The 20707-nt window shown below is 40.3% G+C and carries 23 protein-coding genes; 21 read left to right on the top strand and 2 right to left on the bottom strand.

Going from position 1 to position 20707, the window contains the following annotated elements:
- Positions 1–49: 49 nt before the first annotated feature.
- The 9 genes from ADM33_RS09260 (at position 50) to whiA (ending at position 6448) form a co-directional block, all read left to right on the top strand.
- On the top strand, positions 50–568 hold the full coding sequence (locus ADM33_RS09260; protein ID WP_049504723.1) for a Dps family protein: 519 nt from the start codon (positions 50–52) through the stop codon (positions 566–568).
- Between the two features lie 129 nt (positions 569–697).
- Positions 698–1204, top strand: coding sequence for a dihydrofolate reductase (locus ADM33_RS09265; protein ID WP_049504725.1), 507 nt, complete (start codon positions 698–700; stop codon positions 1202–1204).
- Positions 1204–1374, top strand: a complete 171-nt coding sequence (locus ADM33_RS11605) for a hypothetical protein (RefSeq protein ID WP_000442255.1) — start codon at positions 1204–1206, stop codon at positions 1372–1374. Before ADM33_RS09265 ends, ADM33_RS11605 begins: the two co-directional genes overlap by 1 nt.
- Before the next feature lie 31 nt (positions 1375–1405).
- Positions 1406–2638: an ATP-dependent Clp protease ATP-binding subunit ClpX gene (gene clpX, locus ADM33_RS09275; protein WP_006145154.1), complete on the top strand. Its 1233-nt coding sequence runs from the start codon at positions 1406–1408 to the stop codon at positions 2636–2638.
- 8 nt (positions 2639–2646) lie between these two features.
- On the top strand, positions 2647–3234 hold the full coding sequence (gene yihA / locus ADM33_RS09280) for a ribosome biogenesis GTP-binding protein YihA/YsxC (protein ID WP_049504729.1): 588 nt from the start codon (positions 2647–2649) through the stop codon (positions 3232–3234).
- A gap of 9 nt (positions 3235–3243) precedes the next feature.
- A complete protein-coding gene (locus tag ADM33_RS09285) occupies positions 3244–3624 on the top strand; it encodes a RidA family protein (protein ID WP_001140424.1) in 381 nt (126 codons plus the stop codon).
- Between the two features lie 51 nt (positions 3625–3675).
- The gene (gene rapZ, locus ADM33_RS09290) at positions 3676–4566 is read left to right on the top strand and encodes an RNase adapter RapZ (RefSeq protein WP_049504730.1); all 891 of its coding nucleotides are present in this window, start codon (positions 3676–3678) and stop codon (positions 4564–4566) included.
- A complete protein-coding gene (locus ADM33_RS09295) occupies positions 4563–5540 on the top strand; it encodes a YvcK family protein (RefSeq protein WP_049504733.1) in 978 nt (325 codons plus the stop codon). The genes rapZ and ADM33_RS09295 overlap by 4 nt, the downstream gene beginning before the upstream one ends.
- On the top strand, positions 5537–6448 hold the full coding sequence (whiA, locus tag ADM33_RS09300; RefSeq protein ID WP_049504735.1) for a DNA-binding protein WhiA: 912 nt from the start codon (positions 5537–5539) through the stop codon (positions 6446–6448). The genes ADM33_RS09295 and whiA overlap by 4 nt, the downstream gene beginning before the upstream one ends.
- Positions 6449–6481: 33 nt before the next feature.
- Here whiA and ADM33_RS09305 read toward each other — a convergent pair whose 3' ends face one another.
- Positions 6482–7450 (bottom strand): NAD(P)/FAD-dependent oxidoreductase, encoded by a 969-nt coding sequence (locus tag ADM33_RS09305; RefSeq protein WP_049504737.1) that lies wholly within the window; start codon positions 7448–7450, stop codon positions 6482–6484.
- Positions 7451–7584: 134 nt separating this feature from the next.
- Between ADM33_RS09305 and cdaA the strand changes: the two genes are divergently transcribed.
- From cdaA to ADM33_RS09365, 12 genes are all read left to right on the top strand, one after another.
- The gene (cdaA, locus tag ADM33_RS09310; RefSeq protein WP_001011056.1) at positions 7585–8442 is read left to right on the top strand and encodes a diadenylate cyclase CdaA; all 858 of its coding nucleotides are present in this window, start codon (positions 7585–7587) and stop codon (positions 8440–8442) included.
- A complete protein-coding gene (locus ADM33_RS09315) occupies positions 8429–9220 on the top strand; it encodes a CdaR family protein (RefSeq protein ID WP_000742292.1) in 792 nt (263 codons plus the stop codon). The genes cdaA and ADM33_RS09315 overlap by 14 nt, the downstream gene beginning before the upstream one ends.
- A 25-nt stretch (positions 9221–9245) precedes the next feature.
- Positions 9246–10595, top strand: coding sequence for a phosphoglucosamine mutase (gene glmM, locus ADM33_RS09320; RefSeq protein WP_000521467.1), 1350 nt, complete (start codon positions 9246–9248; stop codon positions 10593–10595).
- A 71-nt stretch (positions 10596–10666) separates the two neighbouring features.
- The gene (locus ADM33_RS09325; RefSeq protein WP_001050083.1) at positions 10667–11041 is read left to right on the top strand and encodes a DUF1149 family protein; all 375 of its coding nucleotides are present in this window, start codon (positions 10667–10669) and stop codon (positions 11039–11041) included.
- A 3-nt stretch (positions 11042–11044) separates the two neighbouring features.
- A complete protein-coding gene (locus ADM33_RS09330) occupies positions 11045–11893 on the top strand; it encodes a DegV family protein (protein ID WP_049504739.1) in 849 nt (282 codons plus the stop codon).
- Between the two features lie 169 nt (positions 11894–12062).
- Positions 12063–12830: a 4-hydroxy-tetrahydrodipicolinate reductase gene (dapB, locus tag ADM33_RS09335; protein ID WP_049504741.1), complete on the top strand. Its 768-nt coding sequence runs from the start codon at positions 12063–12065 to the stop codon at positions 12828–12830.
- A complete protein-coding gene (locus tag ADM33_RS09340; RefSeq protein ID WP_080982724.1) occupies positions 12827–14026 on the top strand; it encodes a CCA tRNA nucleotidyltransferase in 1200 nt (399 codons plus the stop codon). The genes dapB and ADM33_RS09340 overlap by 4 nt, the downstream gene beginning before the upstream one ends.
- The gene (locus ADM33_RS09345; RefSeq protein ID WP_049504745.1) at positions 14023–15891 is read left to right on the top strand and encodes an ABC-F family ATP-binding cassette domain-containing protein; all 1869 of its coding nucleotides are present in this window, start codon (positions 14023–14025) and stop codon (positions 15889–15891) included. The genes ADM33_RS09340 and ADM33_RS09345 overlap by 4 nt, the downstream gene beginning before the upstream one ends.
- On the top strand, positions 15891–16496 hold the full coding sequence (locus ADM33_RS09350; protein WP_049504746.1) for a hypothetical protein: 606 nt from the start codon (positions 15891–15893) through the stop codon (positions 16494–16496). Before ADM33_RS09345 ends, ADM33_RS09350 begins: the two co-directional genes overlap by 1 nt.
- 122 nt (positions 16497–16618) lie before the next feature.
- A complete protein-coding gene (locus ADM33_RS09355; RefSeq protein ID WP_049504747.1) occupies positions 16619–17131 on the top strand; it encodes an adenine phosphoribosyltransferase in 513 nt (170 codons plus the stop codon).
- 191 nt (positions 17132–17322) lie between these two features.
- Positions 17323–18267, top strand: coding sequence for a homoserine O-acetyltransferase MetA (gene metA, locus ADM33_RS09360; protein ID WP_016466652.1), 945 nt, complete (start codon positions 17323–17325; stop codon positions 18265–18267).
- A gap of 8 nt (positions 18268–18275) precedes the next feature.
- The gene (locus tag ADM33_RS09365) at positions 18276–18950 is read left to right on the top strand and encodes a DnaD domain-containing protein (protein WP_049504750.1); all 675 of its coding nucleotides are present in this window, start codon (positions 18276–18278) and stop codon (positions 18948–18950) included.
- A gap of 234 nt (positions 18951–19184) precedes the next feature.
- Here the strand turns inward: ADM33_RS09365 and ADM33_RS09375 are convergent, their stop codons facing one another.
- Positions 19185–20636: an alpha-amylase gene (locus ADM33_RS09375; protein WP_049504753.1), complete on the bottom strand. Its 1452-nt coding sequence runs from the start codon at positions 20634–20636 to the stop codon at positions 19185–19187.
- Positions 20637–20707: the final 71 nt, after the last annotated feature.

A 20707-nucleotide genomic window follows, 5' to 3' on the forward strand; every position in this document is an offset into this window, starting at 1 on the left:
ATAGTAATCAATAAAGATGGTTACAAAAAATAATCATGAGGTGAGAAAAATGGTAGAATTGAAAAAAGAAGCAGTAAAAGATGTAGCAACATTAACTAAACCAGCGGCAGAAGCGCTAGTAAATACAAAGGAAGTTTTGAATCAATCAGTAGCAGACTTGTATGTGGCCCATATCGCTCTTCATCAAGTACACTGGTACATGCGTGGACGTGGTTTCATGGTATGGCATCCTAAGATGGATGAATACATGGATAGCCTTGATGGTTACCTTGACGAAATCAGCGAACGCTTGATTACACTTGGTGGCAAACCATATTCTACTTTGACAGAATTCCTTCAACACAGTGAAATCGAAGAAGAAGTTGGAGAATTCCGCAACGTAGAAGAAAGTTTGGAACGTGTTCTTGAAATTTATCGTTACCTCATCACTCTTTTCCAAAAAGCTTTGGATGTAACAGATGAAGAAGGTGATGATGTAACCAATGATATTTTCGTTGGTGCTAAGGCAGACCTTGAAAAAACAGTCTGGATGCTTGCGGCAGAATTAGGACAAGCACCTGGTTTGTAAAAAGCATTAGGTAAATAAAAAATCCGTAGATCATTTGCTACGGATTTTTTCTCTCTCTGAAGGCATTCCAAAACAGTCTTTTTTAGAGATTTTTGATAAAATAGAACTATCAATGAAAAGGATGAAAGCATGACAAAGAAAATCGTAGCCATCTGGGCTCAAGATGAAAAGGGTGTGATCGGAAAAGAGGATCGCTTGCCATGGCATTTGCCAGCAGAGTTAAAACATTTCAAAGAAACAACCTTGAATCATGCCATTTTAATGGGACGTGTCACCTTTGATGGAATTGGGCGACGATTGCTTCCAGGACGTGAGACCCTAATTTTGACGCGCAATCCTGAAGAGTCAATTGAGGGGGCTCTGGTTTTCCAAAATGTTGAGCAGGTTTTAGACTGGTATCATCATCAGGATAAGAATCTCTATATCCTTGGTGGCAAGCAGATTTTTCAGCTTTTTGAACCTTATCTCGATGAGATTATTGTGACACAAATTCATGCTCAAGTTGAAGGGGATACCTATTTCCCGGAAGATTTTGATTTGACTGTTTTTGAGACTCTTGCAAGCAAATCTTATTCCAAAGATGAGAAAAATGTCTATGATTTTACCATCGAATATAGAAAGAGAAAGGAAGTCTAATGGAGCGCAGTATTTTTGGATTTTTTACAGCTCTTTTGTGTGCTGTCTGTCTTGTAGCTGGAACACACGCTTTTCGTAAAAAGCGCTTTGGACTTGCTACTCTACTTTGGCTTAATGCTTTTACAAACTTGGTAAATAGCATTCATGCTTTTTATATGACCTTATTTTAGATAGAAAAATCATTTAGAACGGAAGGGAATCATGCCTACAAATAGGAAAAATGATATGATGGTTTATTGCTCATTTTGTGGCAAAAGCCAAGAAGAAGTTAAAAAAATAATCGCTGGGAACAACGCCTTTATCTGTAATGAATGTGTGGAGTTGGCTCAGGAGATTATTCGTGAGGAGTTGGCAGAGGAAGTCCTAGCAGACTTGTCTGAGGTACCAAAACCAATCGAACTCCTAAACATCTTGAACCACTATGTGATTGGTCAAGATCGTGCCAAACGTGCTCTGGCAGTTGCTGTATATAACCACTACAAACGCATCAATTTCCATGACACTCGTGAAGAGTCAGAAGATGTGGATTTGCAAAAGTCAAACATTTTGATGATTGGCCCAACTGGTTCAGGGAAGACTTTCCTTGCTCAAACTCTTGCTAGAAGTTTGAATGTACCGTTTGCTATTGCAGATGCAACAGCTCTTACTGAGGCTGGTTATGTCGGTGAGGACGTGGAAAATATTCTCCTCAAACTCTTGCAAGCAGCTGACTTTAACATCGAACGTGCAGAACGTGGAATTATTTACGTAGACGAAATCGATAAGATTGCTAAGAAGAGCGAGAATGTGTCTATCACACGTGATGTTTCTGGTGAAGGGGTGCAACAAGCCCTCCTCAAGATTATCGAAGGAACTGTAGCTAGTGTGCCACCTCAAGGCGGACGCAAACATCCACAACAAGAGATGATTCAAGTGGATACTAAGAATATCCTCTTTATCGTGGGTGGTGCCTTCGATGGCATCGAAGAAATTGTCAAACAGCGTCTTGGTGAAAAAGTTATCGGCTTTGGACAAAACAACAAGGCTATTGACGAAAACAGCTCTTACATGCAAGAAATCATCGCAGAGGATATTCAAAAATTCGGAATTATTCCTGAGTTGATTGGACGCTTGCCTGTCTTTGCAGCCTTGGAGCAGTTGACAGTAGATGACTTGGTTCGCATTTTGAAAGAGCCAAGAAATGCCTTGGTTAAACAATACCAGACCTTGCTTTCATATGACGATGTTGAGCTTGAATTTGACGATGAGGCTCTCCAAGAGATTGCTAACAAAGCTATTGAACGCAAAACTGGTGCGCGTGGTCTTCGCTCAATCATCGAAGAAACCATGCTAGATGTTATGTTTGAAGTTCCAAGTCAAGAAAATGTGAAAACAGTTCGTATCACAAAAGAAGCAGTTGATGGAACAGCTAAGCCAATCCTAGAGACAGCCTAGAGGTGACTATGGAAATCAATACACACAATGCTGAGATTTTATTGAGTGCTGCCAATAAGTCCCACTATCCGCAGGATGAACTCCCTGAAATTGCTCTTGCAGGACGCTCAAATGTTGGTAAATCGAGCTTTATCAATACCATGCTCAATCGTAAAAATCTAGCTCGTACCTCTGGAAAACCAGGGAAAACACAACTACTTAATTTCTTTAATATTGATGATAAGATGCGTTTTGTAGATGTGCCTGGTTACGGTTATGCCCGTGTGTCCAAAAAGGAACGCGAAAAATGGGGACGCATGATTGAGGAGTACTTAACCACTCGAGAAAATCTTCGAGCAGTGGTTAGTCTCGTTGACCTTCGTCATGATCCGTCAGCAGATGATGTACAGATGTACGAATTTCTTAAATATTATGAGATTCCTGTCATCATTGTGGCGACCAAGGCAGACAAGATTCCGCGAGGTAAATGGAACAAGCACGAATCAGCCATTAAAAAGAAATTAAACTTTGATCCAAGTGATGATTTTGTCCTCTTTTCATCCGTAACAAAAGCAGGAATGGATCAAGCTTGGGATGCTATTTTAGAAAAATTGTGAGGAATACATATGGCAAAAACAATTCATACAGATAAAGCTCCAAAGGCAATTGGGCCTTACGTTCAAGGAAAGATCGTTGGGAACCTTTTGTTTGCTAGCGGTCAAGTTCCTTTATCTCCTGAAACTGGAGAAATCGTAGGAGAAACGATTCAAGAACAGACTGAACAAGTTTTGAAAAACATTGGAGCTATTTTAGCAGAAGCAGGTACAGATTTTGACCATGTTGTTAAAACAACTTGTTTCTTGAGTGATATGAACGACTTTGTACCTTTCAATGAGGTATACCAAACAGCCTTTAATAAGGAATTTCCAGCTCGTTCAGCTGTGGAAGTAGCTCGTCTTCCTCGCGATGTAAAAGTCGAAATTGAAGTCATCGCTGAGATTGGATAAGCGAGTTGAAGTTTGGTTCTTCCAAACTTCTTTTGATATAAGGAGACTATGATGACAATGAAACAACTTCACCTGGTGATTGTAACAGGGATGAGTGGTGCAGGGAAAACTGTAGCCATTCAATCCTTTGAAGATTTAGGATATTTTACTATTGATAATATGCCACCAGCTCTATTGCCAAAGTTTTTGCAGTTGGTAGAGACCAAGGATGACGACCACAAGTTAGCCCTAGTGGTGGATATGCGAAGCCGCTCTTTCTTCTCAGAGATTCAGGCTGTCTTGGATGAATTGGAAAATCAAGATGATTTGGACTTCAAAATTCTCTTTTTGGATGCTGCTGATAAGGAATTGGTGGCACGTTATAAGGAAACTAGAAGAAGTCACCCTCTTGCAGCAGATGGTCGTATCTTGGACGGTATCAAGCTGGAACGTGAACTCTTAGCTCCATTAAAAAATATGAGCCAAAATGTGGTTGACACAACAGAGTTAACTCCTCGTGAACTTCGCAAGACTATTGCAGAGCAATTTTCGGACCAGGAACAAACGCAGTCTTTCCGTATCGAGGTCATGTCATTTGGGTTTAAATACGGCATTCCAATTGATGCCGATTTGGTATTTGATGTTCGCTTTTTACCAAACCCTTACTATCTGTCAGAACTTCGCAATCAGACAGGTGAAGATCAGGCAGTTTATGACTATGTCATGAACCATGAGGAATCTGAAGATTTCTACCGTCATTTGTTAGCCTTGATTGAACCAATCCTACCAGGCTATAAAAAAGAAGGCAAATCAGTCTTAACTATTGCGATTGGTTGTACTGGTGGTCAACACCGAAGTGTTGCTTTTGCGAAACGATTAGCCAATGATTTAGCTAAAAAGTGGCCTGTAAACGAAAGTCATCGTGATAAAGATCGAAGAAAGGAAACGGTAAACCGTTCATGAGAAAACCAAAAATTACGGTGATTGGTGGGGGAACTGGTATTCCTGTTATTCTGAAAAGTTTACGGGAAAAAGATGTTGAGATTGCTGCTATTGTAACAGTAGCAGATGATGGAGGCTCTTCAGGAGAACTTAGAAAAAATATCCAACAATTGACACCTCCTGGGGATCTTCGCAATGTCCTCGTAGCCATGTCTGATATGCCTAAGTTTTATGAGAAGGTTTTTCAATACCGCTTTTCGGAGGATGCAGGTGCTTTTGCTGGACATCCTCTGGGGAATATTCTCATAGCAGGGCTTTCTGAAATGCAGGGTTCAACCTATAATGCCATGCAATTACTGAGTAAATTTTTCCATACGACAGGTAAGATTTATCCCTCTAGTGATCATCCCTTAACCTTGCACGCAGTCTTTAAAGATGGTTCAGAAGTGGCTGGGGAAAGTCACATTGCAGACCATCCAGGCATGATTGATCATGTTTACGTCACCAATACCCTAGATGATGAAAAACCACAAGCAAGTCGTCGAGTTGTGAATACCATTCTTGAGAGTGATATGATTGTCTTAGGGCCTGGTTCACTCTTTACCTCTATTTTGCCGAATATCGTCATTGAAGAGATTGGAAAAGCCCTTCTTGAAACCAAAGCAGAGGTGGCTTATGTTTGCAATATCATGACCCAACGTGGTGAGACTGAGCATTTTACAGATAGTGATCATGTGGAAGTCTTGCAACGTCATTTGGGTAGACCATTTATTGATACTGTGCTTGTCAATATTGAAAAGGTACCTAGAGATTATATGGATACCAACCGTTTTGATGAATATCTAGTTCAGGTTGAGCATGATTTCGACGGTTTGCGTCAACAAGTTCCACGTGTCATTTCATCTAATTTCCTTCGTTTGGAAAATGGTGGCGCCTTCCACGATGGGGATTTAATCGTTGATGAATTGATGCGCATCATACAGGTGAGAAAATGAGTTTCACAGTAGCAGTAAAAGAAGAAATCCTAGGTCAGCACCATCTGAGTCGCTATGAGTTATCAGCCATTATCAAAATGTCTGGAAGCGTAGGTTTGTCGAGTTCTGGCTTGACCTTGTCCGTTGTTACAGAGAGTGCCAAGCTTGCCCGCCATCTCTATGAATCTTTCTTACACTTCTATGGTATCAAGTCGGAGATTCGTCATCATCAGAGAAGTAATCTTCGTAAAAATCGCGTCTATACTGTATTTACTGATGAGCGAGTCCAAGAACTTTTAGCGGATTTACGTTTGGCTGATTCTTTCTTCGGCCTGGAGACAGGGATTGATCCGGATATTTTAGGAGATGAAGAAGCAGGACGTGCCTATCTCTGTGGAGCCTTTTTAGCGAATGGCAGCATTCGTGATCCCGAGTCAGGCAAGTATCAGCTGGAAATTAGTTCAGTTTATCTAGATCATGCTCAAGGGATTGCTTCGCTTTTGCAGCAGTTTTTGTTAGATGCCAAGGTGATTGAACGAAAAAAAGGTGCAGTGACCTATCTCCAGCGAGCAGAAGATATTATGGATTTTCTGATTTTGGTGGGAGCCATGCAGGCGCGAGATACTTTTGAAGGTGTCAAGATTCTCCGAGAAACTCGTAATGATCTCAATCGTGCCAATAATGCAGAGACGGCTAATATTGCTCGTACGGTTTCAGCGAGTATGAAAACCATTAACAATATCAGTAAAATCAAAGATAGAATTGGCTTGGATAATCTTCCAGCAGACTTGCAGGAAGTTGCCCGTCTGCGTATCCAGCATCCAGACTATTCTATTCAACAATTGGCAGATAGTCTGACAAATTCCCTAACCAAAAGTGGTGTCAATCATCGCCTGAGAAAGATTAACAAAATTGCAGAGGAATTGTAAAAACCACGAATCGTATGATTCGTGGTTCTTTTCTTATAGACTTGTAGAGTGTTTTGGTTGTACTTTTTGTTCGGGGTCGATATAGTTGATAGCATTATTAACGGCAGTTGGTGCTTCACCTAGACCTGTCGCAATCAAGTCAATCTTACCTTCGTAGTAGCAGCAGTCACCGATAGCGTAAATTCCAGCTTGGCTTGACTCCTGCTTACTATTGACGATAATCTTGTGACGGTTAAGGTCAAGTCCCCAGTTTTTAAGATTACCAACTGATGATTTGAAGCCATAGTTGACGAAGAGGTGGTCGAGTTCAATAGTTTCGGTCTCATCGGATTTAACTTTTGTTATTTCAAGCTTGTCTAAAGTTTTTCCATCTCCAAGAAGCTGACTTGGCACAAAAGGTGTTTTGATAGTCACAGAAGACTCTTGCAAGGCTTGGACGCTATGCTCAAGTGCACGGAAGTTATCGCGACGGTGAACAAGTGTAGTTGGAGCAATCTTTTCAAAAGCTAAAGCCCAGTCAACGGCTGAGTCACCACCACCCAGGATGGTTACCTTCTGACCAGCGTATTGTTGAATATTAGAAACGTGGTAGTGGATATTGTCATAGCCTTCAACACCTTCTAATTCGAGTGGACGTGGTTTAAAGGCACCACCACCCATAGCAATAATAACGGTTTTAGAAGTATGATTTCCCTTATTAGTTGTAATCTTAAAAACATCATCCTCTTTTTCAATCTCAAGAACAGTTTCATTGAGGTGAACAGGTGTCTCAAACCCTTCAAGTTGTTCCAAAAGGCGGTTAGTCAATTCTTCCCCTGTGAGGTTTGGAAAACCTGGAACATCGAGAATTTGTTTTTCAGGATATAGGATGGCAGGTTGACCACCTAGTTGAGGAAGAGAATCGATGATTTGTACTTTGGCTTGACGAAGGTGAGCATAAAAGGCTGCGAAAAGACCGACAGGTCCACCTCCTACAATGGTAATATCATATAGTTCAGACATGGTTTCTCCTTAATTCATTTCTATCATTTTATTCTATCATATTTTCTACCAATTTAAAATGAAGTAGGGGGAAGAAAATTTTCATATAAAATGATATAATGAAGAGTAGCTTTTTTATGGAGAGGAGGCCTAGAATGAATTTTCAACAATTATCTAATCTTCAATACTGGTCTAGTTTATTTTCCAGTCCTTGGAGTATTCTGATAAATGTGATTGATATTCTTATTGTTGCCTATATCTTATACCAATTTACAAAATCAATTGCAGGAACCAAGATTATGATCCTGGTTCGAGGTGTTTTAGTGTTTATCTTAGCTCAGATAGCAGCAAATACCCTAGGCTTAACAACTATTTCCTGGTTGATCAATCAATTGATTACTTACGGTGTTATCGCAGCGGTTGTTATTTTCTCTCCAGAAATTCGGACAGGTTTAGAGCGATTAGGACGTGCGACTGATTTCTTTTCAAGTACACCAATGAGTTCAGAAGAACAGATGATTCAGGCCTTTGTTAAAGCGGTAGAATATATGAGCCCGCGAAAAATTGGAGCACTTGTATCAGTTCAGCGTGTCAGAACTTTGCAGGAATATATTTCCACGGGGATTCCTTTAGATGCTAAGATTTCTGCAGAACTCTTAATCAATATCTTCATTCCAAACACACCTTTACATGATGGTGCAGTCATTATAAAAGGTGAACGAATAGCTGTAACATCTGCTTATCTTCCACTTACTGAAGACACTGGTATTTCTAAGGAGTTTGGAACGCGGCACCGTGCAGCCATTGGTTTATCTGAGGTTTCTGATGCTCTCACTTTTGTGGTATCAGAGGAAACTGGAGGTATTTCCATTACCTATAATGGTGTCTTTAAGCATGATTTAACGATGGAAGAATTTGAGGAAGAGCTACGTCGTATACTGATTCCGGAAAATTCACAAGAGCCAAGCTTAACAGAGCGTATATTAGGAGGCTGGAAGAATGAAAAAAAATAGTTTATATATCATCTCCTCACTCCTCTTTGCTTGCGTTTTATTTATTTACGCTACCTCTATTAATTATCAAAATAATAATAATGCAAGACCGGCTCGAACAGAAACCTATACCAATACGGTCGTAAATGTACCAATTGATATTCAGTATGATAGTGAGCAGTATTTTATTAGTGGTTTTAGTTCAGAAGTAACGGTATTTTTAACTGGATCCAATCGAGTGACCTTGGCTAGTGAGATGCAAGAAAGCACTCGTAAATTTAAGGTTACTGCAGATTTAACACAGGCGACAGAAGGAACCGTTGAAGTTCCCTTGACCATTGAGAATCTACCAAGTGGTTTAACAGCCCTAGCAACACCGCAGAAAATCACCGTTAAAATTGGGAAGAAAGCAACACGGGATAATTTACCAGTCACTCCACAGATTGACTCTGGTAAGGTTGATGAACGAATTCTTATCGATAGTGTGACTGTTTCAGATGAACGCGTTTCGGTTACTAGTGATGTTGATACCTTGTCTAAGATTGATAAGATTGTGGCTGTTTTACCAACTAGTGAAAAAATTACAGGAAATTATACGGGTTCAGTTCCTCTACAAGCTATTGATAAGAATGGAACAGTTTTACCAACGGTGATTACACCGTATGAAACAAGCATGAAGATAACAACGAAACAAGCTAGATCAGCAAGTAGTTCTAGCTCATCAACGACAAGCTCATCTTCGGGCAGTTCGTCTTCAACTGGTTCTGAAACCAAGCCAGACTCTTCAAAAAAAGATTAATAAAACAATAGAAAAGGATAAAAAAATGGGTAAATATTTTGGAACGGACGGAGTCCGTGGAGAAGCAAACGTAGAACTTACGCCAGAATTAGCTTTTAAATTGGGACGTTTTGGAGGTTATGTTCTTAGTCAACATACGACTGAAGCTCCGAAAGTGTTTGTAGGACGTGACACTCGTATCTCAGGTCAAATGCTGGAAGCAGCTTTGATTGCTGGCCTCCTTTCAGTCGGAATTCACGTTTACAAACTAGGCGTTCTTGCAACACCAGCAGTAGCTTATCTTGTTAAAACAGAAGGTGCGAGCGCAGGTGTCATGATTTCAGCTAGTCACAACCCAGCCCTTGATAACGGAATTAAATTCTTTGGTGGTGACGGCTTTAAACTTGACGATGACAAGGAAGCAGAAATCGAAGCCTTGCTAGATGCCAGTGAAGATACTCTTCCACGTCCAAGTGCTGAAGGTTTAGGTACTGTTGTTGATTATCCAGAAGGCTTGCGTAAGTATGAAGGCTACCTTGTTTCAACTGGAACTCCTCTTGAAGGGATGAAGGTTGCCTTGGACACAGCAAATGGTGCAGCAGCAACAAGTGCTCGTCAAATTTTTGCTGATCTAGGTGCTCAATTAACAGTTATCGGTGAAACACCAGATGGCCTTAACATCAACTTGAACGTTGGTTCAACTCATCCAGAAGCCTTGCAAGAACTTGTAAAAGAAAGCGGGTCAGCTATCGGTTTGGCCTTTGATGGTGATAGCGACCGTTTGATTGCTGTTGATGAAAATGGAGAAATCGTTGATGGTGACAAGATTATGTACATCATTGGGAAATACCTCTCTGAAAAAGGTCAATTGGCTCAAAACACGATCGTAACAACCGTTATGTCTAACCTTGGTTTCCATAAAGCCTTGGACCGTGAAGGAATCAATAAAGCAGTCACTGCTGTTGGAGACCGCTATGTAGTTGAAGAAATGAGAAAGTCTGGCTATAACCTTGGAGGTGAGCAGTCTGGTCACGTTATCTTGATGGACTACAATACAACTGGTGATGGTCAGTTATCAGCTGTGCAATTGACGAAGATCATGCAAGAAACAGGTAAGAGCTTGTCTCAGTTGGCAGCAGAAGTGACTATTTACCCACAAAAATTAGTCAATATTCGAGTTGAGAATAGCATGAAAGAAAAGGCAATGGAAGTTCCTGCTATCAAAGCCATTATCGAGAAGATGGAAGAAGAAATGGCAGGGAATGGCCGCATCCTCGTTCGTCCAAGTGGAACGGAGCCACTCTTGCGTGTCATGGCTGAAGCCCCAACCACTGAGGAAGTTGACTACTATGTAGATACTATTGCCCAAGTTGTTAAAACTGAGATTGGTATTTAGTAAATCTAGCAGAAAATAAAAAAATATGGTACAATGGCAACTATATTGTAATTGTACAAATGGAGATGAAAATGAATTTAAAACGTGAACAAGAATTTGTCAGCCAGTATCACTTTGATGCGCGTAACTTTGAATGGGAAAATGAAAATGGAGCACCTGAAACTAAGGTTGATGTAAACTTCCAGTTGCTTCAGCATGATCAAGATAATCAAGTTACTTCTTTGGTAGTTGTTTTGAGCTTTATGATTGTCTTTGATAGATTTGTCATTAGTGGAACGATTTCTCAAGTCAATCATGTTGAAGGTCGTATTGTCGACCAACCAAGTGATTTCAACCAAGAAGAAGTTGAGACACTAGCTCGTCCATGTTTGGATATGCTTAATCGTTTGACTTACGAAGTAACAGAAATTGCCCTTGATTTACCGGGAATTAATTTGGAGTTTTAAGAAATGAAATTAGCGGTCATAACAGACTCATCTGCTTTTCTACAAGCGGAAACCTTGCGGAAAGAAGATTTATTTGTGCTAGACATTCCTGTGAATATCGATGGACAGGAGTATGTTGAAGGTGTAAATCTAACCGCTCAAGAATTTTATGAAAAAATGGCTCGTTCATCTGAGCTACCTAAAACAAGTCAGCCAAGTATTGCTAAGTTGGATGAAATTTTGTCATCATTGAAAGAAAAAGGATATACTCATGTTCTGGGTCTCTTCCTTTCTTCTGGAATCTCAGGATTTCACCAAAATATCCAGTATATGACGGATGAGTTCGAAGGATTAACCATTGCCTTTCCTGATACTCGTATTACAAGTGCTCCTCTAGGCTATATGGTTGAAAGTGTCTTTAGATGGGCAGAGCAAGGCGAAGAGTTTACTACCATTTTAGATCAGTTGGAAAATCAAATCCAGAAAACTTCAGCCTTTATCATGGTGGATGATCTTGACCATCTAGTTAAGGGGGGCCGACTCTCTAATGGTGCAGCCATTTTGGGGAATCTCCTCAGTATCAAGCCAATCCTATATTTCAATGACCAAGGTGTGATAGAAGTATATGAAAAGGTTCGTACAGAGAAAAAGGCTACAAAACGCTTAGTTGAAATTGTTAAAGAATCAACAGCTAATGGGAATTACCAGATTACTGTCATTCACGGGAATGCTCCTCAAAAAGCAGCAGATTTGCGCCAGCTTTTGATAGATGGTGGAGTGGCTACAGATGTTTCAATTGCAACCTTCGGTAGTGTTATTGGGACTCACCTGGGAGAAGGAAGTATTGCTCTGGGCTATACACCCATAATCTAGACTATTTTTCATGGACAGTTAAGGTCCTTTGTATCTTAGAAACTGAACACGGACTACCTACCTCTTGAAAAAAGATGCCTGTCTTTCCTTTCGTGGAAAGTCAGCGCCATTCCCTATTTTTCATGGGCAGCTAAGGTCCTTTGTATCTTAAACAGGAGTAGAGATTGAGATGAGTATTCGAGTAATTATTGCTGGTTTTAAGGGGAGAATGGGCCAAGCTGCTTGTCAGATGGTTTTGTCTGATCCTGAACTTGAACTAGTAGCAGTTTTAGATCCTTTTGAGTCTGCATCTGACTGGCAGGGAATTCCAGTATTCAATGATAAGAATGACTTGGCAGGCTTTGAGGCAGATGTATGGGTGGACTTTACAACACCAGCTGTTGCCTATGAGAATACCCGTTTTGCGCTTGAAAATGGCTTTGCACCTGTCGTTGGAACAACAGGTTTCACTAGTCAAGAGATTGAAGAACTAAAAGAATTTTCTCGTTCTAAAAACTTGGGTGGCTTGATTGCTCCTAACTTTGCTTTGGGTGCTGTCTTGCTCATGCAATTTGCGGCACAAGCTGCAAAATACTTCCCAAATGTAGAGATTATTGAGCTTCACCATGACAAGAAAAAAGATGCCCCTAGCGGAACAGCTATCAAAACAGCGGAATTGATGGCAGAGGTTCGTGAGTCTATCCAACAAGGTGCTAGCGATGAGGAAGAACTCATTGCAGGTGCACGTGGAGCTAATTTTGATGGCATGCGAATCCATTCGGTTCGTTTACCAGGTTTGGTAGCTCATCAGGAAGTTATATTTGGAAATCAGGGAGAAGGATTGACCCTACGTCATGACTCCTATGATCGTAGCTCCTTCATGACAGGGGTGAATTTGGGAATCAAAGAAGTTGTCAAGCGTCATGAGCTTGTCTATGGATTAGAACACTTATTATGAGATTAACACAAATGCCTTCTGAATTTCAGAAGGCTTTACCAGTATTAGAAAAAATTAAAGAAGCAGGCTTTGAAGCCTATTTTGTTGGAGGCTCTGTTAGGGATGCCCTACTCAATCGTCCCATTCATGATGTGGATATTGCGACGTCATCTTATCCAGAAGAGACCAAGCAGATTTTCCCTCGTACAGCTGATATCGGGATTGAGCATGGAACCGTCTTGGTTTTAGACGGAGATGAAGAGTACGAAGTGACCACTTTTAGAACTGAAGATGTCTATGTAGACTACCGTAGACCAAGTTCAGTTTCTTTTGTTCGTTCGTTAGAAGAGGACCTCAAACGCCGAGATTTCACAGTCAATGCCTTTGCCTTGGATGAAGAAGGGGAAATCGTTGATTTATTTGATGGTTTACAAGATCTAGAAAATCAAGTTTTACGAGCAGTTGGTGTAGCTAGTGAACGTTTCAACGAAGACGCGCTACGCATTATGCGCGGATTTCGTTTTCAAGCCAGTCTTGGTTTTGAACTCGAGCAAGAAACCTTTGAAGCTATGAAGACCTTAACGCCACTCTTAGAGAAAATTTCTGTGGAACGTACTTTTGTTGAATTTGATAAACTTTTACTGGCTCCCTATTGGCGAGTAGGTTTATCTTCTATGATTGCAAGTAAAGCTTATGATTATCTTCCAGATATGGCTGGTAGTCAGGACAAACTCCAATCTTTGTTTGACTTAGAGGCTGATTTTACCTTTGAATCTTCTGAGCAAGCCTGGGCTGCACTCTTATGGGTTTTAGAAGTGGAAGATGCTCAACAATTTTTGAAACATTGGAAAACTTCTCGTCAATTTGCCAAGCAAGTTCAAGATTTACTTACGATCTTAGAACTTCGTGAAGAAGGAGAACTAAGCAAGCGCGATTGTTACCGCTTTGATCTAGATTTACTTTTACAGGCTGAAAATCTTCGTCAGGCTCAAGGAAAAGAAGTCAATCCACAGGCCATCACAGAGACTTATCACAGCCTAACTATCCATGATAAGAAAGAAATTCAAATCAATGGTGGGATTTTGATCAAAGAATATGGCTATCAACCAGGACCAGAAATGGGAGAAATTTTAGCAGAGATTGAGTATGCTATTGTGGATGGAGATTTGGAAAATAACTTGGAAGCTATTCATGCCTACTTGAGGGAGAAAAAATGAGTGATTTTATTGTTGAAAAACTAAGTAAATCCGTTGGAGACAAGACTGTCTTTAAGGATATTTCCTTTATCATTCATGACTTGGACAGAATCGGTCTTATCGGCGTCAATGGAACTGGGAAAACAACCCTTTTAGATGTACTTTCAGGAGTTTCTGGTTTTGATGGTGATGTGAGCCCTTTTTCGGCAAAAAATGATTACAAGATTGGCTATTTGACTCAGGACCCAGATTTTGATGATAACAAGACTGTCTTGGATACTGTTCTATCGAGTGATTTGAAAGAAATCCAGTTGATCCGTGAGTATGAATTGCTCATGCTCAACTACAGTGAGGATAAGCAGGCACGTTTGGAAAGGGTTATGTCAGAGATGGATTCCCTCCAAGCTTGGGAAATTGAGAGTCAGGTCAAGACCGTTCTCAGCAAGTTGGGTATTCAGGATTTATCAACTCCCGTTGGAGCCCTATCAGGTGGTTTGCGAAGACGGGTTCAGTTGGCGCAAGTCCTTCTGGGCAACCATGATCTTCTGCTTCTTGATGAGCCTACCAACCACTTGGATATTGCCACCATTGAGTGGCTAACCCTCTTCTTGAAAAATTCCAAGAAAACAGTGTTATTTATCACCCACGACCGTTACTTCCTAGATGCGCTCTCAACGCGAATCTTTGAGTTAGACCGAGCTGGTTTGACCGAATATCAAGGAAATTACCAAGACTATGTTCGTCTCAAGGCTGAACAGGATGAGCGCGACGCAGCTCTTCTTCACAAAAAGGAACAACTCTATAAACAGGAATTAGCCTGGATGAGAAGACAACCACAAGCTCGTGCAACCAAGCAACAGGCGCGTATTAATCGTTTCCATGACTTGAAGAAGGAAGTTTCAGATAATAGTGTTGAGACAGACTTAAGCATGAATTTTGAAACTAGCCGTATCGGTAAAAAGGTCATCGAGTTTAAGGATGTTTCCTTTGCCTATGACGACAAACAGATTCTGCAACATTTTAACCTTTTGGTTCAAGCCAAAGACCGTATCGGAATCGTTGGTGACAATGGTGTTGGGAAGTCAACCCTTCTTAACCTAATTGCAGGAAGTCTTGAACCAACTGATGGACAAGTTATCATCGGCGAAACGGTTCGCATCGCCTATTTCTCTCAACAAATCGAAGGCTTGGATGAGAGTAAGCGGGTTATCAATTATCTGCAGGAAGTGGCAGAAGAGGTTAAAACTAGCGGTGGCTCTACGACCTCTATCGCTGAGTTACTAGAACAATTTCTCTTCCCGCGTTCAACACACGGTACTTTGATTGAGAAGTTGTCTGGTGGTGAGAAAAAACGACTTTACCTCCTTAAACTACTCCTCGAAAAACCCAATGTGCTCCTCTTGGATGAGCCAACTAATGACCTAGACATTGCAACCTTAACTGTTCTAGAAAATTTCTTACAAGGTTTTGCAGGTCCAGTCTTAACAGTTAGTCACGACCGCTATTTCCTTGATAAAGTTGCGACTAAGATTCTTGCTTTTGAGAATGGTAGCATTCGTCCTTTCTTTGGGCATTATACCGACTACCTAGATGAAAAAGCCTTCGAAGCAGAAGCGACAAGTCAAGTTCAAAAGGCTGAGAAGGAAAAAGTCGTCAAAGTCCGTGAAGAAAAGAAACGCATGACCTACCAAGAAAAGCAAGAGTGGGCAAGTATTGAAAGTGACATCGAAGCCTTGGAAAATCGTATCTCTGTCATTGAAGAGGAAATGCAGGCCAATGGCTCGGACTTTGGGAAGTTAGCTACTCTTCAAAAAGAGTTAGATGAGAAGAATGAAGCCTTGCTTGAAAAATATGAACGCTATGAATATTTAAGTGAGTTAGCTTAATGGAAGAAAAAATTATCAAATGGAGCAGTAAGAAAATCATTTGGACTATTCTTCTCTGCTTCCTTGAGTTAGCTTTTCTTCTTTGGATCCTATCTTTTATGATGACCTATCCCAAGGAGGCACCTGTGGGATTGGTGGCATTAAGACTCTTTGTCTTATTCTTAATCATCATTGTTGGATGGATTTTGTATGAACGTTTGCGACTTCTTTTTTCAGATAAAGAGTATTTGAAATGTACGGCCCAAGGTTTTTCCTATAAGCCACATCCTAAAAAAGATTGGCAGTTTTATTCCTGGGGGCAAGTAGAAACATTTTCTCTAATGAGAATCAAGGGTGGTAGAAGTTCAAGGGATTTTTATACTATTGAAGTTCATTTTAATGATAAAGATCTTTTGAAAACCAACTCTTTATGGAATCGTCTACGAAGTAGATTTTCGACTGCAAAGCAATCAAATGTTTTGAAAATCCCAATCTATTTGCTGGACGTCGGTTTACCGCGAAGAGTATTTGAAACCATGTCCTACTTTGAGCGAGAGTGGCGAATCCAACAAAATCGTCAACGCAATCAAAAATCTAAAAGCAAAAAGAAGGAAAGATTTCATTAAACGAGCAATAGTTATAGATCTGATTAGAAGCCTTGGGCTCAGTTTCCAGGGTTTCTTTCTATTTCTCTTTTCTAAGATTTATGGTATAATAGGGAGTAAAAACTTAAAAAGAAAGAAATGCTATGAACTTAAAAGATTACATTGCAAGTATTGAAAATTATCCACAAGAAGGAATTACATTCCGTGATATCAGCCCATTGATGGCAGATGGAAATGCCTACAGTTATGCTGTTCGTGAAATTGTTCAATATGCTACTGACAAAAAAATTGATATGATCGTAGGACCAGAAGCACGTGGATTTATCGTTGGATGTCCAGTCGCTTTTGAGTTGGGAATTGGTTTTGCACCTGTGCGTAAACCAGGAAAATTACCACGCGAAGTTATTTCAGCTGACTACGAAAAAGAATATGGAGTTGATACTTTGACTATGCACGCAGATGCTATCAAACCAGGTCAACGTGTTCTGATCGTAGATGACCTTTTGGCAACAGGTGGTACTGTGAAAGCAACCATCGAAATGATTGAAAAACTTGGTGGTATCGTAGCAGGTTGTGCCTTCTTGATCGAACTGGATGAACTCAAAGGTCGTGAAGCTATCGGAGATTACGACTATAAAGTGCTGATGCATTATTAATGAAAAACAGTCCCTAGGGCTGTTTTCTCTTCATTTGATATAAAAATAAGCTATATCTAGTTAGAGAAAAATTATAATTGAAAACTATATCTTCATACAGTATAATAAAGGGAAAGAGAAACGTCAGCATTTTTCCCCGTTGACGATACCATGTTTACTTGAGTCCAATATGATACAGTAAGGAGATTTCTATGCCGATTCGAATTGATAAAAAATTACCAGCAGTTGAGATTTTACGAACGGAAAATATTTTCGTCATGGATGACCAGAGGGCGGCTCATCAGGATATTCGACCACTGAAAATTCTGATTTTAAACTTGATGCCACTGAAAATGGTTACAGAAACTCAGCTTTTACGCCATTTAGCCAATACTCCTTTGCAGTTAGATATTGAATTTTTATATATGGAAAGTCATCAGTCGAAAACAACTCGTTCTGAGCATATGAAGACTTTTTATAAGACCTTCTCAGAAGTTCAAGACCAGTATTTTGATGGCTTGATTATTACAGGTGCTCCAGTTGAACATCTCCCTTTTGAAGAAGTGGACTATTGGGAGGAATTTACTAAGGTTATCGATTGGTCTAAGACTCATGTCTTTTCAACCCTGTATATTTGCTGGGGAGCACAAGCGGGTCTATACTATCGCTATGGCGTAGATAAATACCAGATGGACCAGAAGCTTTCTGGGATTTATTCTCAAGATGTTTTGAAAGAAGGTCATCTTCTACTGAGAGGTTTTGATGATTTATATGTATCCCCTCATTCTCGCCATACAGAAGTCCACAAAGAAGATATTCTAAACAAAACAAATCTAGAGATTTTAGCATCAGGAGAAGAGGTAGGAGTCTCTATCCTTGCGAGTCGAGATTTGAGAGAAGTCTATAGCTTTGGGCATTTAGAGTATGATCGCGATACGCTCGCAAAGGAATATTTTAGAGATCTAGATGCTGGTTTAGATCCACATATACCAGAAAATTATTTCAAAAATGATGACATTCATGAACTTCCTTGTATGAGGTGGAGTTCATCTGCAGCCCTCTTTTTCAGTAACTGGGTAAATTATGCAGTATACCAAGAAACGCCTTTTGAGTGGAAGAGTGTAGAAGATGATGTGTCTCATTTTGGATATTTATAAGAGGAATTATGACATATTTAGATGCTTTCAAATCAGGGAATTTGGTCTTACCAAGTGCTCTGTTCTTAAACTACAATCAACTTTTCTCATCAAGCGATGATTTCTTAGTTTGGCAATTCTTTTACCTACAAAATACAACAGCCTTAGGGGAATTGTCCCCAAGTCAAATCGCAGAGAAAATTGGCAAGCAAGTCTTTGAAGTCAATCAAGCTATTTCGCGCTTGACAGAAAAAGGCTTACTTCAATACCGAACCATTGAACTCAATGGTGAGATAGAAGTGATTTTTGATGCGACTTTAGCTTTAGAGCGCTTAGACCAACTTTTTGAAAAGCAAGAACCTAGCCAAGCGCTACCCGCTAAAAATGATTTGAAAGACTTGGTGGAAACCTTCCAACAAGAGCTAGGTCGTCTCTTAAGTCCTTTTGAAATCGAAGATTTAGAAAAGAGTTTGAAAGAAGACGGGACCAGTGCGGACCTGATTAAAGAAGCCCTACGTGAGGCTGTTTTGAATGGAAAACCAAATTGGAAGTACATCCAGGCTATCCTAAGAAACTGGCGTCATGAAGGTATTAAGAGTGTAGTCCAGGTAGAGGCTAAGCGTCAGGAGAGAGAAGCGACTAATCCTCAAAATGTTCAAGTTTCTGCAGATTTTCAAAATGCTATGGATCTTTGGAAAGACTAATTTTAAGTATTGATAATAGAAAAAATGCCTACAGGCTAGAAAGAAAATCTAGCTTGTGGGCATTTTTTGTGTGTTTTATACTCAATGAAAATCAAAGAGCAAACTAGGAAGGGAGCCGCAGGTTGCTCAAAACACCGTTTTGAGGTTGTGGATAGAACTGACGAAGTCAGTAACACATATACGGCAAGGAGAAGCTGACGTGGTTTGAAGAGATTTTCGAAGAGTATTAATTGATTAGTTAGCCAGTCCCCATACACTAAGAGAGCATTCTGTAACTGGGAAATCTCCATAACCTTCAGCATTGATGGTTACTTGGTCAGGATGGTTACCTAGCAAATCAACAAAGGTTTGGTCAGCCCATTCCTGACCGACGAACATGATTTTGGAGTTTGCTTTGGCATTAGAAATCACGATGGCAAGTGGTGATTGATTGTCAGCTCCTGAACGAATCCAACCGATACAATTAGGGTCATCAAAGTAGTCGGTTTGCTCTCCATAAGCCAACTCTTTTCGGATAGCTAGCAAACGGTCAAGAACATCTTTGAAATCTTGCTGAGCATATTGACCAGAAATACCATAGTAGTCTCCATAAAAGACACATGGGAGCCCCTGCTCACGCAAAAGAATGAGGGCATAGGCTGCTGGTTTAAACCATTCTTCAACAGTGGATTCAAGTGCTTGGCCACGTTGAGTATCATGGTTATCGACAAAGGTTACAGCTCGGTCTGGATTGAGTTGTACTAGACTATCCTCAAAGATGGTTGTCAAATCATAGTTTTCTCCAGCTTTGCTTGCTTCAAAGAGATTTTGGTGAAGGCGAACATCGACAAGATCAAAGCGTTCTTCAATTTTTTCAAGGTAGTCCAGATTTGCTTCCTTGTCTGGATTCCAGAATTCTCCAAAGACATAGAAATCTTGGCCATATTTTTCTTTGATATCGCGAATGAAATTGCGCATAAAGAAAGAGTCAATGTGTTTGACTGCATCCAAACGGAAACCAGTTACACCAGTCGTTTCCATAAACCAATCTGCCCAATCGTAGATATTTTTTATCACTTCAGGATGTTTGAAATCTAGATCGGCATACATGAGATAGTCGTAATTGCCATTCTCATTGTCGACTAATTCCTCATGAGCCCAGCCTTTGTTGTCTCCCTGTATCAGATAGATTCCAGATTTACGGCGTTTAGCATCGTAGTCAGTTCCAGTAAAGTGGTACCAGTGCCAGTGGAAGTCATTGTAGGTATTTTGTCGTCCATCAAAAGAAAAACCAGTCCAGCCATTGATGGTAAAAGGTTCTCCTAGTTCCACAGTTCGATCTTCTGGATCCACTTCGATAACTTGAAAAGATTCTAAATGGTCAGCGGCTGCCTTATGATTTAAGACGATATCAGCCATTGGTTGAATCCCATGAGATTTTAAAGTTTGGATGGCATGAAGATAGTCTTCCTTAAAGCCATACTTAGTACGTACAGTACCCTTCTGATTAAATTCTCCAAGGTCAAACAAGTCATAGACGCCGTAACCAACATCTTTTTCATTTGTTGCTTTAAAAGCAGGTGGCATCCAAATGTGACTAATGCCTAAATTAGCTAGGTGTTCAGCGTCGTCAGCTAGGCGCATCCAGTGTTTTCCATCGTGGGGGAGATACCATTCAAAATATTGCATTAGGGTTTGATTTTTCATAGTTTATCCTCTTACTTACAGTGATGAGAATTATTGTAGCATAAAGTCAGTTTCTGCGCAAACGTTTGCGC

This window comes from Streptococcus oralis, from assembly GCF_001075875.1.
In the GTDB taxonomy this organism is placed as follows: domain Bacteria; phylum Bacillota; class Bacilli; order Lactobacillales; family Streptococcaceae; genus Streptococcus; species Streptococcus oralis_I.